The organism is Bosea sp. PAMC 26642 (genome assembly GCF_001562255.1).
Lineage (GTDB): Bacteria > Pseudomonadota > Alphaproteobacteria > Rhizobiales > Beijerinckiaceae > Allobosea.
In genome coordinates this window covers 231,277-247,656 of sequence record NZ_CP014301.1, presented here as the reverse complement: position 1 = coordinate 247,656, position 16,380 = coordinate 231,277, and the positions used below count along the sequence as shown (strand labels likewise).

Below are 16,380 nucleotides of genomic sequence, written 5' to 3'. Positions count from 1 at the left end.
GCGCGGCGCGAAGTCCGTGCCTCGTGCCGGTTTGCGCCGGCTCGAAAGCGCGCTAAGCGCTTTCGCTGCCCCGGCCCTTGCGATACGGTCCGAGCCAGAATTGCAGGTAGGATGACAATGACTCGACGCCTTGGCTACGCCGCCGCTCTCGCCACGCTGCTGGCGCCTCTGCTCGTGCCTGGCGAGGCGCTGGCGCAGCGCCGCCAGCAGATGCCCTCGCGCACCGAACTGGGCACACCCCCGCCTCCAGCTGCCGTGCAGGAAAAGACGTTTCCGTTCGGCTCCTCGTGGAGCGCGGCCTCGCTCAACGGAAAGCCGGTCAGCGACAAACGGGCGACGCTGCTGGTCGATGCCAATCTGCGCGGCACTGGTTTCGGCGGCTGCAACACCTTCTCGGCTGCCGCCTATCCGCTGCGCGAACAGGGCTTCGCGGTCGGGCCGCTGGCGCTGACCAAGCGCAGCTGCGACAAGGGCCTGTCCGATTTCGAGCGCAGCTTCCTGATCGTCCTGCGCGCAGCGAACAAATGGGATCTGGTCAACGGCAAGCTGGTGATCAAGGGCGGAGCCGGCGAGGCGACATTCGACCGGGCGATGTAAGTATTGACCACACTGGCCGACGGTAGCATTTTGGCCTGACAGCCTTCATCGCGAAAGCATGGCTCGAAATCGGTCGAACGATTTCAGCGATATCACGCCTTCCACGTTCGCCGTCATTCCGGACAAGCCGCTTTAGCGGCGCCGATCCGGGATCCATGCCGGAACGTGGGTCGGGCAAGGCCAGGAATGGATTCCGGGTCTTCGCTGCGCTGCGCCCGGAATGACGTCGCGTTAGCACTAAGCGTGTTGAGCCCGCTATTTAAGAGGCCCGCTTTCAGCCCTGCACGGGCACGTCGCGTTGGACCGCCTTCGGGCTGAACGTTCCGTCCTCGTTGGGCTCCATCCTCACGATCGCGTCGTGCATTTCGCGCAGGGTCGAGCGATGGCCGATCGAGACGATGCGCGTATCAGGCATCTCCTTGTCGATGGTGGCGTAGATCTCGCCCTCGAGCTTCTCGTCGAGCGAGGCGGTCGCCTCGTCGAGGAAGAGCCAGTCGGGCTTCGCCAGCAAGGCGCGCGCCACTGCCAGCCGCTGCTGCTCGCCGCCCGAGAGCCGCTGGCCCCAGAGATCGACGTCGTCCAGCCGGTCGGCAAGATGGCCGAGATTGACCTTTTGCATCGCGGCCCTGATGTCGGCGTCGGCGAAGACGGCTTCTTCCGAGGGGTATGATATCGCCGCCCTGAGCGAGCCCTGCGGCAGATAGGGCCGCTGCGGCAGCAGCATGATGTCGGCCCCGGCCGGAATGCCGACCTTGCCCTCGCCGAAGGGCCAGATGCCGGCGATGGCCCGGAACAGCGTCGACTTGCCCGAGCCCGAGGGGCCGACCAGCAGGGTCCGACGGGCGCCGCCGAGATCGAGATCCTGGATGCGGACGATCGGGGCGCCGTTGGGCAAGGCGAGCGTGGTGCCGCCGATATGCATGGAGGTGTCGGTCGCGGCGGCATGGTGGATGCCGGCCTCGCCGGCGCTCGCAGCCTGCGCCTGGGCGATCGCCGCCTCGAAAGTGGTGAGGCGGTTGATCGAGGCGAGATAGGAGGCGATCGACTGATAGCTGTTGATGAAGAAGGACATCGCCGTCTCGACGCGGCCGAAGGCCGAGGCGACCTGACTCAGCACGCCGAAGGAGATCGCGCCGGCGAAGTAATAGGGCGCCAGCAGGACGTAGGGGATAACGACGTTGGCCTGATTATAGGACAAAGTGAAGGTCGTCAGCTTCAGCTTGCGCCACATCAGCTGGTAGAAATTCTCGACGATGGCAGCAAAGCGCCGGCCGAGATGCTGCTGTTCGGCCGGCTCGCCGCGCATCAGGGCGATCTGCTCTGAGTATTCGCGCAGGCGCGCCAGCGAGAAGCGGAAATTCGCCTCGCGCCGCTCCTGCTCGAAATCGAGCGCAATCAACGGCTTGCCGATGAGATGCGTGATCCAGGTCGCGACGGCGGCATAGATCAGCGTCGCCCAGAACAGGAAGCCCGGAACGATGATGTCGGTGCCCGGGATCGGGATCGCGACCGGGATGTTCCATAGGATGATCGAGAAGGAGACCAGCGTCGAGACCTGCGTCAGCATGGTCAGCGAGAAGGAATAGGTCTGGTTCAGGAAGGACCGTGTGTCCTCCGAGATGCGCTGGTCGGGGTTGTCGGCCGTGCCGGCAAGCGAGATGCGGTAATGCGTGCCGTCGCCGAGCCAGCGCTTGCTGTATTCGGCTGCCATCCATTCGCGCCAGCGGATAAGCAGGACCGATTGCGCGACGATCTCGATCAGGTTGCTGATCGCGGAGATCGCGGCCCAGACGCTGAAGACGTAGATCAACTGCTCCCAAAAGGCGGCAGCGTTCTTTTCCTGGAGAGCGTTGTTGAAGTCGCGATAGAAGAAGTTGATGCGCAGCGAGACGCCGACCTGCGCCTGGTTCAGCACGATGATGAAGACGATCAGCGCAACCGCGAGATGGCCGAGCTTCACCTTGTAGCGCCCCAACAGCCATAAATCGGCGACGGTGGGTTCCTGCGAGAGGAAATAGGGCGAGGAAATGCGCGCGATGCGCTGCACCACCGGCACGAAAGAGATGACGTAGATCAGGACACCGAAGACGGCGACCGTGGTCGGCAGACTCGTCGGCAATGCCGCCGCCTGCCAGTCCTGCGGCCAGTAGCCGAGCTGGGCCAGAAGCGCCAAGCCGCCGAAAACGACATATTCCGTGCCGAAGATGCCGGAGAATATCTTCAGGAAATACGGGATCTCGGTCGAGCGGAAGATCGCTGCCGCGAGAAGGATGCCGACAACGCCCATGCCGATGGTGCCGGCGCTGCCGGTCTGCTGGCCGACGATCAGCGCAAGAACGGCCAGTGCCGCGATGGCGAAACTCAACGGACGCATCGACGATATCCCGGTGAAGGCTGTCCGGCGGCGGGCGCCGCGCGATTCGGACCATGCTGTAACGCAGCGCAACAGACAAGAAAGCCCGGCCTGTGACGCGACGCGACCAGATCAGCGATTCGTGAACGCCTGCGGGACCGGGCCCGCCTGGATGTCGCGCTCTTAGCGGATGATGTCGACATCCCCTGCCCTATTGAGGTTGCTTGCATAGCGTCCACGCTCCCGCCGATAATGACCCCCGGTGTTCCCACTCGAAGGATCACCTGACCCGCAAGGTTCGTCGCCTGACGAGCGAGCCATGGGTCGCGACGGAGGACCGATCCATGAGCGCCATCGCCTTTCCCCTGCCGGACCCGCGCATTCTCGCCCGCCGCGAGGAGATCATCGCAGGGCTGGCTGCGCTCGTGCCTCCCGCGGCGCTGATCACCTCCGAGGACGAGCGCCGGCCCTACGAGACCGATGCGCTGACCGCCTATCGCCGCCTGCCGCTCGCCGTCGTGCTGCCGTCGACGACGCAGGAGGTGGCCGCCGTGCTGAAATTCTGCGGCGAACAGGGCGTGCCGGTGGTGCCGCGCGGGGCCGGGACCTCGCTCGCCGGCGGCGCGATCCCGCAGGAGGACGCGGTCGTGATCGGCGTCTCCAAGATGAACCGCATCCTTGAGATCGACTACGCCAACCGCGTCGCCAAGGTGCAGGCCGGCGTCACCAACCTTGCCGTCACCGGCGAGGTGATGGCGGAGGGCTTCTTCTATGCGCCCGATCCGTCCTCGCAACTCGCCTGCTCGATCGGCGGCAATATCGGGATGAATTCCGGTGGCGCGCATTGCCTGAAATACGGCGTCACGACGAATAATGTGCTCGGGGTGACGCTGGTGATGCTCGACGGCTCGATCGTCGAGATCGGTGGCTCCCATCTCGATTCGGGCGGGCTCGACATTCTCGGCCTGATCGTCGGCTCGGAGGGCCAGCTCGGCATCGTCACGGAGGCGACGGTCCGCATCCTGCGTGCGGCCGAGGGCGCCCGCCCGGTGCTGTTCGGCTTCCCGACCAGCGAGCAGGCCGGCGAGGCGGTCGCCGCCATCATCGGCGCGGGCATCATCCCGGTGGCGATGGAGTTCATGGACAAGCCGGCCATCGAGATCTGCGAGGCCTTTGCTCATGCCGGCTACCCGATGGATGTCGAGGCGCTGCTGATCATCGAGGTCGAGGGTTCGGATGCCGAGATGGACGCGCAGCTCGCCCGCATCGTCGCGATCGCCCGCGAGCATGGGGTCCAGACGGTGAAGGAAAGCCAGTCGGCGATGGAATCCGCCGCGATCTGGAAGGGTCGCAAATCGGCTTTTGGGGCGACCGGGCGCATCGCCGACTATATCTGCATGGACGGCACGATTCCGACCGGGCAGTTGCCGCATGTGCTGCGCCGCATGGACGAGATCGTGAAGGGCTATGGCCTGCGCGTCGCCAACGTCTTCCATGCCGGCGACGGCAATCTCCACCCGCTGATCCTGTACAACTGCAACGACCCCGTGGAAGCGCAGAAGGCCGAGGACGCCGGCATGGACATCCTCAGGCTTTGCGTCGAGGTCGGCGGCTGCCTCACCGGCGAGCACGGCGTCGGCATCGAGAAGCGCGATTTGATGAATGTGCAGTTCAACGAGGCCGACCTGCACCAGCAGATGCGGGTGCGCGCGGTGTTCGACGGGCAATGGCTGATGAACCCGGCGAAGGTGTTCCCGCTGGAAGGGCGGGTTGCGGCGTGACGTTGCACACTCCCTCCTCCGAAGCCGATGCGTGCGCCTTCATCGCGTCCGCCGCTACCGCCCGCACGCCGCTCGCCCTCGTCGGCGGCGGGACGCGGGCCGGGCTGGGGCGGCCGACGCAGACCGAGCGCTCGCTCTCCAGTGCGGGGCTGACCGGCATCACGCTCTACGAGCCCTCCGAGATGGTGATCGGCGCACGCGCCGGGACGCCGCTAGCCGAAGTTCAGAAGACGCTGGCCGATCGCGGGCAGATGCTGCCCTTCGAGCCGATGGACCATCGCGCGCTGCTGAGGACGAGCGGCGAGCCGACCATCGGCGCCATCGCCGCCGGCAACATATCCGGCCCGCGCCGGATCAATGCAGGTGCGGCGCGGGATTCGCTGATCGGCATCCGGCTCGTCAACGGAAAGGGCGAGGCGATCAAGTCAGGCGGGCGGGTGATGAAGAACGTCACGGGCCTGGACCTGGTGAAGCTCGTCGCCGGCAGTTTCGGCACGCTGGGCTTTCTCACGGAGGTGATCTTCCGCGTGCTGCCGGTGCCGGAGCGCGTCGTCACGCTGGTCTGGCGCGGGCTTTCCGACGAGGCCGGCGTCGCGCTCCTGTCGTCAGCGTTGGGCTCGCCGTTCGAGCCGATGGCGGCGGCGCATTTGCCGGCCGGCATCGACGCCGACCATGCGCGCACCCTGCTGCGGCTGGAGAATTTTTCGGTCTCGATCGAGTATCGCCGGGCCGAACTCGCGACGCTGCTGAACTGCCATGGCGCGCCGGAGCTTATCGAGGGCGCGGCATCGGGTGCGCTCTGGCAGGGTGTGCGCGATGCGCGTTTCTTTGCCGGGTCGCAGGAGGCGGTCTGGCGGCTGTCGCTGGCGCCGACCAATGGGCCCAAGGCGATGGCCGCGATCGCCCGCGCACTCCAGCAGGCGCGCTGGTACTACGATTGGGGCGGCGGGCTGGTCTGGCTCGCGGTCCCGGCCGTAGGCGACGCGGGCGCCGCGACGATTCGGGGTGCGATCAGGCCGCTCGGCGGGCATGCGACGCTGGTGCGGGCGCCTGATGCGATCCGCGCTTCGGTGCCGGTGTTCGAGCCGATGAGCGGGCCGCTGCAGCGGGTGACGGCGGGTATCAAGGCAAGTTTCGATCCGGCGGGGATTTTCGAGCCCGGCCGGATGTATGCGGGGGTTTGACGTGGGCCGTCATTCTCGGGCGAAGCGAAACGCAGACCCGAGAACCTCTCGGGACGAGATGCTCGGGTCAAGCCCGAGCATGACGGGCTGGCAGAACGGATAAACCATGCAGACCAATTTCACCCCCGCCCATCTCGCCTCCGATCCGCGCCTGCCAGCGTCGGAGAAGATCCTGCGGACCTGCGTGCATTGCGGCTTCTGCACGGCGACCTGCCCGACATACCTCCTGCTCGGCGACGAGCTCGATAGTCCGCGCGGGCGCATCTACCTGATCAAGGACATGCTGGAGAACGGCAAGCCGGCGACCGAGGAGGTGGTGAAGCATGTCGATCGCTGCCTCTCCTGCCTGTCCTGCATGACGACCTGCCCGTCGGGCGTGAACTACATGCATCTGGTCGACCACGCCCGCGCCCATATCGAGGAGACCTATGAGCGCGGGCTCATGGACCGGGCGCTGCGGCGTGTGCTGGGCGCGGTCCTGCCCTATCCCGGCCGCTTCCGCCTGGCGATGCTGGGCGCGCTGATCGGAAAGCCCTTCGCCGGGCTGCTGGGCGCACTGCCGGTCGTCGGCGCGCGCCTGAAGGCGATGCTGGCGCTGGCGCCGGCACAGCTGCCGACGCGCTCTGCAATGGAAGGGCCGGCGACCTTCTCCGTCAAGGGGGTGCGCCGCAAGCGCGTCGCGCTGCTCTCGGGCTGTGCCCAGCCGGTGCTCGACCCTGGCATCAACGAGGCCACGATCCGGCTGCTGACGCGCCATGGCGTCGAGGTCGTGCTGCCCAGTGGCGAGGGCTGCTGCGGCGCGCTCGTCCACCATATGGGCCGCGAGCTTGACGCGCTCGCCTTTGCGCGCCGGAACATCGACGCCTGGATGGCCGAGATCGAGGGCGGCGGGCTCGATGCGATCGTGATTACGGCATCGGGCTGCGGCACGACGATCAAGGATTACGGCTTCATGTTCCGCAACGAGCCGGCCTATGCGGAGAAGGCGGCGCGCGTCTCAGGACTGGCGAAGGACATCACCGAGTTTCTCGAGACGATCGAGTTGCGCCATGTCCGGCAGGCGCCGGTCGCAATCGCCTATCACTCGGCCTGCTCGATGCAGCATGGACAGCAGATCAAGGACGGCCCAAAGCGGCTGTTGTCTGGCGCCGGCTTCAAGGTGAAGGAGGTGCCGGAGGGGCATATCTGCTGCGGCTCGGCCGGCGTCTACAACATCCTCCAGCCCGAGATCGCCGGGCAGTTGCGCGCCCGCAAGATCGGCAACATCGAAAAGACCAAGCCGCTGCTGGTGGCGACCGGCAATATCGGCTGCATGACGCAGCTGGCGAAGGGTTTTGCCGACAAGGGCGCGACGACGCCGGTGGTGCACACCGCCGAACTGCTCGACTGGACGACCGGCGGGCCGCTGCCGGCGAAGCTCGCCGGGATGGGGTTGGAGCAGATGGTGTCGGCACGCGCCGAGGTTTCGCTCGTGGCGGCGGGGTAAGTCGCGGTTCCAGTGTACGCGCTTTCCGCCACACTGCGTCATTCCGGGCGCAGCGCAGCGGAGACCCGGAATCCATGCCTGACCCTCCCAGGACCAGCGTTCCGGCATGGATTCCGGATTGGCGCCGCTGACGCGGCTTGTCCGGAATGACGGCGCGTTTTTCCGTATCCCGCCCCCACCCTCACGCGGGAATGGTGAAGCGCTCCGGCTGGGTCCCGTCTTTGTCGGTGAAGCCGTAGAGGCGGGCGAGATCGGCGACGCGCAGGACCTCTCCGGCGTGGCGGGCGATGTCGGGATCGGCCGCGAGTGCCACGACCGCGCGGCCGGCATAGAGCGGCGTCTCGGTGGTTTCGCCGGCAAGGCCAGCATCGCGCACGCGCTCGGTCAGGACATGGCCGGGCGACAGGCCGAGCGCCGTGACGCCGAAGGGCTTCAGTTCATGGCCCATGGCGAAGGTCAGCCGGTTCATCGCGGCCTTGGCGAGATCGTAGACGACATCGCCGAGATAGGCCTCAGCCGTATCAAAGCCGACCGTGACGATCAGCCCCCTGCGCGCCTGCACCATGGCCGGCGCGACGGCCCGCGCCAGCAGCAGCTGCGCGTAGACGCCGCTCTCGAAGTTCTGGCCAAGACGCGCCACCGGCCTGCGCCAGAACGGCGTGCCGAATGCCGAGCCGTCGGGGTAATGCTGCCCGTCATAGCCTTCGTTGCCGCCCCAGACCGCATCGACGACGCAGTCGAGCCGGCCGAAGCGGCGCAGGCACCAGGAGACCAGCTGGTCGACCTCGCGCTCCTGGGTGTGGTCGCAGCGATAGGGATGGCCCTTGCCGCCGGCCGCCTCGACCTCGCGCGCGGTATCCTCGAACGTTTCGGAGCGCTGGTCGGTGCGGGGTCCCGCCTCGCTGGAGCGGCCGGTCACGATGACGGTCGCGCCGGCTTCTCCCAGCGCTTTGGCGATGCCGCGGCCGAGACCGCGTGAGGCTCCGGCGACGAGGCAGATGCGGTTGACGAGCCGCTTCCCAGAATCTTCGTCGTTCATAGTCAGGAGCCTCGCGAACGCTCTGGCGGAGCAGAGGCCTATGCTCTAGACGAGCCATCCCCCGAAAAGCGAGAGCGGTCATGGAAGCCAGTGAAGTCGCGGCCTGTTGGGAGGCCAATGCCGAAACCTGGACCCGGCATGCGCGCGCCGGCTACGATCTCTATCGCGACGCGCTGAACACCCCCGTATTCCTGTCGAACCTGCCTTCGGTCGCCGGCCTGAACGGCCTCGATATCGGCTGCGGCGAAGGCTCCAACACCCGCAAGCTTGCCGGGCGCGGTGCGCGGATGACTGCCGTCGACATCGCGCCGACCTTCGTCCGCCATGCGCGGGATACGGAAGCCGCCGCTCCGCTCGGCATCGACTACCGGCTCGGCGACGGCACCGCCCTGCCCTTTGCCGATGCGACCTTCGACTTTGCCACCGCCTTCATGTCGCTGATGGACATGCCCCGGCAGGACCGGGCTCTCGCCGAGGCGGCGCGCGTATTGAAACCGGGCGGCTTCCTGCAACTCTCGATCCTGCACCCCTGCTTCACGCCGCCCTACCGAAAGGTGCTCCGCGAAGCCGATGGAACGGTGCGGGCTGTCGAGGTCGCGCGCTATTTCGACGGGATCGATGGCGAGATCGAGACATGGCGTTTCGGCGCAGCGCCGGCCGAGGTCAAGGCCGCCGCCGAACCCTTCCGCGTGCCGCGCTTTCATCGCACGCTCAGCGAATGGGTGGCGCTGATCGTCGCGGCGGGGCTCACCATCGAACACATGGCCGAGCCTTGCATCGATGCGGAGACGGCGCTTTCGCATCCCTATCTCGCCGATACGCGCGTCGCGCCGCTGTTCCTGCATATCCGGGTCCGCAAGAACGGCTGAGTGGGATCGCCCCGCTCACGCCGCGAAGACCGCCGTTGCATCCTCGACCGCACCCGCCCCTTCCGTGACGGCGAGTTCCAGTGCCGGGGCCTCGGTCGCGAGGTGCTCTGAAAAGAAGCGGGCGGTGGCGAGGTGGCTTAAGGCCCCCTCCTCGCTGCGCAGGGCCAGCGCCTTCTTCGCCAACCCCGTTCCGCCCTGGGCAAGCGCGAAGAGCTTGAGATATGGCGTCGCGCCGGCGAGTACGGCGCCCTGGCTTTCGCCCATCGTCGCCAGCATCCACTGGGTGGCTCGGTCGAGCGAATCAACTGCCGCCTTGAGGCGGGCTGCCGTGTGGCCGAAGCCCGGCGTGTTGGCGCCCTCGACCTCGGCGACGACGCCCCGCATCTCGGCGATCAGCGCCCTGACCGCCTCGCCGCCCGACAGCGGCAGCTTGCGCAGAACGAGATCGATGGCCTGGATGCCGTTGGTGCCCTCGTAGATCGTGCAGATGCGGGCATCGCGCAGATGCTGGGCGGCGCCGGTCTCCTCGATGAAGCCCATGCCGCCATGAACCTGGACGCCGGTCGAGGCGACCTCGACGCCGATATCCGTGGCATAGGCTTTCGCCACAGGCGTCAGGATCGCGGCCCGCTCGGCAGCGGCCTTGCGCTTGCCGGCATCGGTCTCGCGATGCGAGCGGTCGAGCGCCTCGGCGACCAGATAGCAGATCGCACGCGAGCCTTGGGTCTTGGCGCGCATCTCCATCAGCATCCGGCGGACATCGGGATGGACGATGATCGGGCTCATCGGAGCGCCCTTGGGCGCATCGAGCGCTGCGCCCTGCCTGCGCTCCTGCGCAAAGGCGAGCGCCTGCTGATAGGCCCGCTCGGCGATGGCGACGCCCTGCAGGGCCACGTTCAGCCGTGCGTTGTTCATCATCGTGAACATGCAGGCAAGTCCGCGGTTCTCCTCTCCGATGAGCCAGCCGATGGCGCCGCCCTTGTCGCCGAACGCCATCGAGCAGGTCGGCGAGGCATGGATGCCGAGCTTGTGCTCGATGCCGGAGCAGCGCAGGTCGTTGTGCTTACCCAGCGAGCCGTCCGCATTGACGAGGTATTTCGGCACGAGGAAGAGCGAGATGCCGCGCGTGCCGGGAGGGGCATCGGGCAGGCGCGCCAGCACGAGATGGATGATGTTCTCCGTCATGCCATGCTCGCCATAGGTGATGAAGATTTTCTGGCCCGTGATCCGGTAGGTGCCGTCTCCGACCGGCTCGGCCCTGGCCCTCAGTGCGTTGAGATCCGAGCCGGCCTGCGGCTCGGTCAGGTTCATCGTGCCCATCCATTCGCCGGAGACGAGTTTGGCGAGATAGGTCTCTTTCAGATGCTCGGAACCATGCGCGTGTACGGCCTCGATCGAGCCGATCGTCAGAAGCGGCCCGAGCGCAAACGCAAGCGAGGCCGAGTTCCACATCTCCGTACAGGCCGACTGCAGGAGGACGGGGAGACCCTGGCCGCCATAGGCCTCAGGGCCCGGCAGCGCATTCCAGCCGGCGCCGGCCCAGGCGTTGTATGCTTCCTTCCAGCCCGGCGGGGTGGTGACGACGCCGTCCTTCAGGGTCGAGCCGTGCTTGTCGCCGACGCGGTTGAGCGGGCTCAGTACATCCTGCGCGAATTTCGCAGCCTCCTCCAGCACCGCCTCGACGACGCCGCCCTCGAGCTCCGGCGCCAGCCCTTCCGCCTCCAGCCTGTCGAGCCCCGCAACATGGCGGAGCGTGGCGAGCATGTCCTCGACCGGAGCGCGATAACTCATGAATGTCTCCCTGACCGCCTTCGCAACTCGCCTGGCTGGCGGGCGGAGGCTCTGCTTTTGGCGTTGCGGCAATGTTAGCGAGGAACTATCCCCAACGCCACGCGCGGCAACCGCGACCTTCGTCCACGGCGCCGACGTTGCATAGTTTAGATATCAACCATCGCAGGTCAATGGTGCTGCCGCAACGCCCGACGCGACGCCTGGACGACAGCCAAGCGGGAATAGCCGAAGCGGCATCCCTGCTCGTGCAGGGCGGCCTCGTCGCGATCCCGACCGAAACGGTCTATGGGCTCGCCGCCGACGCGACCTCGGGGGCGGCGGTCGCCGGAATCTACGCCGCCAAGGAGCGGCCGAGCTTCAACCCGCTGATCGCGCATCTGCCCGATCTCGATGCGGCGCGGCGGCAGGGGCTGTTCGACGCCAATGCGCTGGCGCTGGCGCGCGCCTTCTGGCCTGGGCCGCTGACGCTGGTCGTGCCGGTCTCGATCGGCTGCACGGTCAGCGATCTGGCACGGGCCGGGCTCGATTCCGTTGCCCTGCGGGTGCCGTCGCATCCGGTTGCGCGCGCCGTTCTGCGCTCGGCTGGCCGGCCGATCGCGGCGCCCTCGGCCAACCGCTCGGGTCGGATCAGCGCCACCAGCGCCGCCCATGTGCTGGCCGATCTCGATGGGCGCATCGACGCCGTGCTCGATGGCGGGCCGACCGAGATCGGCGTCGAATCGACGATCGTCGCCTGCCTGAACGGGGCGCCGCGCCTGTTGCGGCCGGGCGGCGTGCCGCGCACGGCGATCGAGGGCGTGATCGGGCGCACGCTCGTGCTGGAGGGGCCCGCGGGCGCTGCGCCGATCTCGCCGGGGCTGCTCGCCTCGCATTATGCGCCCTCGGCACAGGTCAGGCTGGATGCGGTGGCGCCGAACCCGGGCGAAGCGTGGCTCGGATTCGGGCCGGGCGCGACGGAACTTGCTCCGTCAGAGGCCGCGCTCAACCTGAGCCCGCGCGGCGATCTCACGGAAGCGGCGGCCAACCTGTTCGGATATCTGCGCCGGCTCGATGAGGCGGGCCGGGCGACGATCGCCGTCGCGCCGATCCCGATGCACGGCCTCGGCGAGGCGATCAACGACCGGCTGCGCCGCGCCGCCGCCCCGCGCTGAAGCAGGCGCTATCTTGCAGTCACGCAAGATATCGGCTTGGCTGCGCGCGCGAGCATAGGGCTTCGCGACGGGACCCTGCCGCCGATGAACGCCAATCTCGCCTGGGACGATTTCCGCCTGATCAAGGCGATCTCCGATCATGACGGGCTGACGGGCGCGGCCGCAGCGCTCGGCGTCAACCATTCGACGGTGTTCCGGCGGCTCGGGCAGATCGAGGAGCAACTCGGCCTGCCCTTGTTCGAGCGGCGCAAGACCGGCTATGTCGCGACCGTCGCCGGCAGCGAGATGACCGCGCTGGCCGGCCGGATGGAGGAGGACGTCACCGCCTTCGGCCGCAAGCTCGCCGGGCGCGACGTGGCGCCCTCGGGCGAGGTCCGGGTAACGACGACCGACACGCTCTACCTCAACATGCTGCTGCCGATCTTCGCCGCCTTCCGCAACGCGCATCCGCTGATTCGGCTCGACGTGGTGATCGACAGCCAGACACTCAACCTGTCGAAGCGCGACGCCGATATCGCGATCCGGGCCAGCGATTCACCGGGCGAGACGCTGGTCGGCCGGAGGCTGGCGACCCTGACATGGGCGATCTACGGCCGGGTCCAGGATGGGTTGACGCCCGCCGAGACCGCCGACCCGTCGGCGCTGTTCCAGCGCGACTGGGTCTCGCTCGGCGACCAGCTCGGCTACGTCAAGGCGGCGCGCTATGTCCGCGACCGGGTCGCGCCGGAGCGGATCGCTCTGCGCAGTTCCGCCGTGCTCGGCCTGACCGAGGCCGTGGAACAGGGGCTCGGCATCGGCCCCCTGCCCTGCTTCATCGCCGACCAGCGGCCGGGCCTGATCCGCCTGATGCAGCCCGACCCGGATTTTTCGACCGGGCTGTGGATCCTGACCCATCCCGACATCCGCCACGCGCCGCGCGTGCGAGCGTTCATGGATTTCTGCGGGAACGAACTGGCGAAGAAGCGGGGGCTGATCGAGGGCACGCCGTCATAGCGCTATCTGCATTCGCATACTTGCCAGACTGTACTTTATTTCATACATTTTCATAGGATCGCCACCATGGCGGGGACTGAAGTTTTGCCGGTCGATTTCTTTCAGACCCGTGGCGGTGGTGAGCCGGTCCGGGACTGGTTGAAACAGATCGAGCCTGCGGATCGGCGCGTCATTGGTTATGATCTGTTGCGCGTGCAAAGAGGCTGGCCTGTTGGCATGCCGCTGTGCCGAAATTTGGGAGAAGGACTATGGGAGATCAGGTCAAACTTGCCGAGCCGGCGGATCGCGCGCCTCTTGTTCGTCGTTCGGCAGGAACGGGTTCTGCTACTGCACGGCTTCATCAAGAAGTCGCAGGCAATACCGGCAACGGAACTCGATCTGGCCCGGAAGCGGGCTCGGGAGAGCTATCCGTGACAAAGCCCTGGTATCGAGGCTCTTCGCTGGACGATTTTCTGAAAGAGGAAGGTGTCTATGAGGAGTTCAGCGCCGCGATCGATAAGGAAGTTATCGCTTGGCAGTTCGCCGAAGCGATGAAGGCTCAGAATCTGACCAAGACCAGGATGGCCGCTCTGATGCAGACGAGCCGCACTCAGGTCGACAAGCTGCTCAATCCCAAGGACGGCAACGTTACCCTGGAAACGCTACGCAAGGCGGCAACCGTCCTCGGCAAGCGCTTCGAATTCAAGCTGGTTTGATCCTCACCCGATCTCCACCACCACCCGCCCCCTCACCTTGCCCTCGACGATCGCCTTGCCGGTCTCGACGACGCTGTCGAGCGGGACCGCCGTGGTCATGATCGCGAGCTTTTCGCGGTCGAGGTCGGTCGCGAGCCTTGCCCAAGCTTCCAGCCGGCGCGGTTTCGGGCACATCACCGAATCGACGCCCAGCAGCGCGACGCCGCGCAGGATGAAGGGCGCGACCGAGGCCGGCAGGTCCATGCCCTGCGCCAGCCCGCAGGCGGCGATGGCGCCTCCATATTTCGTCATCGAGAGCACGTTCGCCAGCGTGTGCGAGCCGACCGCATCAACCCCGGCGATCCAGCGCTCCTTGCCGAGCGGGCGGCCAGGCGCGGACAATTCGTTGCGGTCGATGATCTCGGTGGCGCCGAGGCCTTTCAGGTAATCCGCCTCCTCCGCGCGCCCGGTCGAGGCGATGACGTGCCAGCCCGCCTTCGCCAGCAGCGCGATCGCCACCGAGCCGACGCCGCCGGCCGCGCCCGTGACCACGACCGGGCCGTCGGCGGGTTTCAGCCCGTACCTCTCCAGCGCCAGCACGCAGAGCATGGCGGTGTAGCCGGCAGTGCCGATCGCCATCGCCTCGTCGGGATTCATGCCGGGCGGCAGAGGCACCAGCCAGTCGCCCTTGACGCGCGACTTCTGGGCATAGGCACCCAGATGCGTCTCGCCTGTGCCCCAGCCATTGAGGACGACGAGGTCGCCGGGCTTGAAATCGGGGTGCTCGGAGGTCTCGACGCGGCCGGCGAAATCGATGCCGGGGATCATCGGCCAGCGCCGGACCACGGGGGCCTTGCCCGTCAATGCGAGCCCGTCCTTGTAGTTCACCGTCGAATGCGTGACGCGGACGGTGACGTCGCCTTCCATCAGGTCGGCTTCGGCAAAATCGGTGATGGCGAGGTTGGGGCCGGTCTCGCCCTTGGTGGCAACGAGGGCCTTGAACGTGGACATGGGCATCTCCTGTGCTTTGCGCTCAGGAGATACGCGACGCCGGCAGCGCGCAACCCCGCGATCGGTGCGTCTTTCGCCCGTCCCGGATCAGGCCGGCTGCGCCACGGGCCGCTCCACCGGCTTCTCGACGATCGGCAGGTTGATCAGCGCCGAGGCGATGCCGAGCGCGATCGAGAGCCACCAGACGATCTGGTAGGAGCCGGTCGCCTCGTAGAGCACGCCGCCGAGCAGGACGCCGAGGAAGCCGCCGACCTGATGCGAGAAGAAGGCGAAGCCGTAGAGCATCGCCATGTATTTCGTCCCGAACATCAACATGACGAGCGATGAGGTCGGCGGGATGGTCGAGAGCCAGAACAGCCCGATGACGGCGCCGAACATGATCGCGGTGGTCGGGCTCGGCGGCAGCAGGATGAAGGCTGCGATCGCGACCGAGCGGCCGAGATAAATCCAGGCCAGGAGATGGCGCTTTGGCATCCGCGTCGAGAGCCAGCCGGAGCAGAGCGAGCCGACCGCATTCGCTAGCCCGATGACGGCGAGCGTCCAGCCGCCGACCCAGGCTGCCATGCCGACATCCTTGAGATAGGCCGGCATATGCGCGGTGATGAAGGCAAGCTGAAAACCGCAGGTGAAGAAGCCGAGCACGAGAAGCACATAGGAGCGGTGCTTGAACGCCTCCGACAGCGCCTGCGCGATCGACTGGTTGGGCAGGTTTGCAGCCGAGGCGACCTCCTGCCCCGATTTGCGCGTCGCCAACATCACCGCGAACGGCATGACCAGCAGCACCGAAGCGGCGAAGACATACAGCGCCTGATGCCAGCCGATCTGTTCGATCAGAATGTTGCCGATCGGCGGGAACAGGAACTGGCCGAAGGAACCCGCCGCCGTGCCGGCGCCGAAGGCCATTGGCCGCCAGGATTCAGGCAGGAGCTTGCCGAAGGCGGCGAGCACCAGATTGAACGAGCAGGCCGACAGCCCGAAGCCGATCATGACGCCGGCGCCCAGATACATCGTCAGCGGCGTCGAGGCCAAGCCCATGACGACGAGGCCGAGCGCATAGAGCAAGGCGCCGAAGCAGAGCACCCGAACCGTGCCGAACCGGTCGGCGACCGCGCCGGCGAACGGCGCGCCGAGTCCCCAGAGCAGATTCTGGATAGCGATGGCGAGGCTGAAGGTGTCGCGGCCCCAGCCGAATTCTGTGGTCATCGGGATCTGGAACAGGCCGGCGCTGGCGCGCGGGCCGAAGGTGATCAGCGCGATGAGGCAGCCGGAGACAACGACGATCTCCGGAGCATAGCTGCGCACGGGGGCGGCACTCATGGGCAGTCTCCGAAGGTTCCGTGATCGTCGTGTGGCTGCACGATAGCGCCCCCGTCCGCGCTGCGACAGCGCCTTTTCGTGAGGTTTCATATCACGGACACGCATGGGCAAGCCCGGAACGGGACAACCGACAG

14 protein-coding genes are annotated in these 16,380 nt (G+C 67.0%); 9 read left to right on the top strand and 5 right to left on the bottom strand.

Going from position 1 to position 16,380, the window contains the following annotated elements; genetic code table 11:
- The first annotated feature begins 117 nt into the window (after positions 1-117).
- Positions 118-597 carry an META domain-containing protein gene (locus AXW83_RS01135; RefSeq protein WP_066609898.1) on the top strand — a complete coding sequence of 160 codons (480 nt, stop codon included), beginning with the start codon at positions 118-120 and terminating at the stop codon, positions 595-597.
- 274 nt (positions 598-871) lie between these two features.
- On the opposite strand, the gene AXW83_RS01130 is transcribed toward AXW83_RS01135, so the two are convergent.
- Entirely contained in the window at positions 872-2,971 is a 2,100-nt protein-coding gene (locus AXW83_RS01130; protein ID WP_066609896.1) for an ABC transporter ATP-binding protein/permease, read from the bottom strand.
- Between the two features lie 323 nt (positions 2,972-3,294).
- On the opposite strand from AXW83_RS01130, the gene AXW83_RS01125 reads away from it, so the two are divergent.
- The 3 genes from AXW83_RS01125 (at position 3,295) to glcF (ending at position 7,401) form a co-directional block, all read left to right on the top strand.
- Positions 3,295-4,731 carry an FAD-linked oxidase C-terminal domain-containing protein gene (locus AXW83_RS01125; RefSeq protein ID WP_066609892.1) on the top strand — a complete coding sequence of 479 codons (1,437 nt, stop codon included), beginning with the start codon at positions 3,295-3,297 and terminating at the stop codon, positions 4,729-4,731.
- A complete protein-coding gene (locus AXW83_RS01120) occupies positions 4,728-5,915 on the top strand; it encodes an FAD-binding protein (RefSeq protein ID WP_066609891.1) in 1,188 nt (395 codons plus the stop codon). Before AXW83_RS01125 ends, AXW83_RS01120 begins: the two co-directional genes overlap by 4 nt.
- Before the next feature lie 106 nt (positions 5,916-6,021).
- On the top strand, positions 6,022-7,401 hold the full coding sequence (gene glcF / locus AXW83_RS01115) for a glycolate oxidase subunit GlcF (RefSeq protein ID WP_066609890.1): 1,380 nt from the start codon (positions 6,022-6,024) through the stop codon (positions 7,399-7,401).
- 181 nt (positions 7,402-7,582) lie between these two features.
- On the opposite strand, the gene AXW83_RS01110 is transcribed toward glcF, so the two are convergent.
- Positions 7,583-8,440, bottom strand: coding sequence for an SDR family NAD(P)-dependent oxidoreductase (locus tag AXW83_RS01110; RefSeq protein ID WP_066609889.1), 858 nt, complete (start codon positions 8,438-8,440; stop codon positions 7,583-7,585).
- Positions 8,441-8,520: 80 nt separating this feature from the next.
- Between AXW83_RS01110 and AXW83_RS01105 the strand changes: the two genes are divergently transcribed.
- Positions 8,521-9,309 carry a class I SAM-dependent methyltransferase gene (locus AXW83_RS01105; protein ID WP_066609888.1) on the top strand — a complete coding sequence of 263 codons (789 nt, stop codon included), beginning with the start codon at positions 8,521-8,523 and terminating at the stop codon, positions 9,307-9,309.
- Positions 9,310-9,324: 15 nt separating this feature from the next.
- Here the strand turns inward: AXW83_RS01105 and AXW83_RS01100 are convergent, their stop codons facing one another.
- Positions 9,325-11,100 carry an acyl-CoA dehydrogenase gene (locus AXW83_RS01100; protein ID WP_066609882.1) on the bottom strand — a complete coding sequence of 592 codons (1,776 nt, stop codon included), beginning with the start codon at positions 11,098-11,100 and terminating at the stop codon, positions 9,325-9,327.
- 170 nt (positions 11,101-11,270) lie between these two features.
- On the opposite strand from AXW83_RS01100, the gene AXW83_RS01095 reads away from it, so the two are divergent.
- The 4 genes from AXW83_RS01095 to AXW83_RS28125 all read left to right on the top strand — a co-directional run bounded on the left by AXW83_RS01095 (position 11,271) and on the right by AXW83_RS28125 (position 13,939).
- On the top strand, positions 11,271-12,251 hold the full coding sequence (locus AXW83_RS01095) for an L-threonylcarbamoyladenylate synthase (RefSeq protein WP_066609881.1): 981 nt from the start codon (positions 11,271-11,273) through the stop codon (positions 12,249-12,251).
- Between the two features lie 36 nt (positions 12,252-12,287).
- The gene (locus AXW83_RS01090; RefSeq protein ID WP_335339333.1) at positions 12,288-13,244 is read left to right on the top strand and encodes a LysR family transcriptional regulator; all 957 of its coding nucleotides are present in this window, start codon (positions 12,288-12,290) and stop codon (positions 13,242-13,244) included.
- A gap of 66 nt (positions 13,245-13,310) precedes the next feature.
- Positions 13,311-13,658, top strand: coding sequence for a type II toxin-antitoxin system RelE/ParE family toxin (locus AXW83_RS01085; RefSeq protein ID WP_066609879.1), 348 nt, complete (start codon positions 13,311-13,313; stop codon positions 13,656-13,658).
- Positions 13,659-13,774: 116 nt separating this feature from the next.
- The gene (locus tag AXW83_RS28125; RefSeq protein WP_335339350.1) at positions 13,775-13,939 is read left to right on the top strand and encodes a helix-turn-helix domain-containing protein; all 165 of its coding nucleotides are present in this window, start codon (positions 13,775-13,777) and stop codon (positions 13,937-13,939) included.
- Between the two features lie 3 nt (positions 13,940-13,942).
- On the opposite strand, the gene acuI is transcribed toward AXW83_RS28125, so the two are convergent.
- Both acuI and AXW83_RS01070 read right to left on the bottom strand, forming a co-directional pair.
- On the bottom strand, positions 13,943-14,929 hold the full coding sequence (acuI, locus tag AXW83_RS01075) for an acrylyl-CoA reductase (NADPH) (protein ID WP_066609876.1): 987 nt from the start codon (positions 14,927-14,929) through the stop codon (positions 13,943-13,945).
- Between the two features lie 87 nt (positions 14,930-15,016).
- Positions 15,017-16,246 (bottom strand): MFS transporter, encoded by a 1,230-nt coding sequence (locus tag AXW83_RS01070; RefSeq protein ID WP_066609875.1) that lies wholly within the window; start codon positions 16,244-16,246, stop codon positions 15,017-15,019.
- Positions 16,247-16,380: the final 134 nt, after the last annotated feature.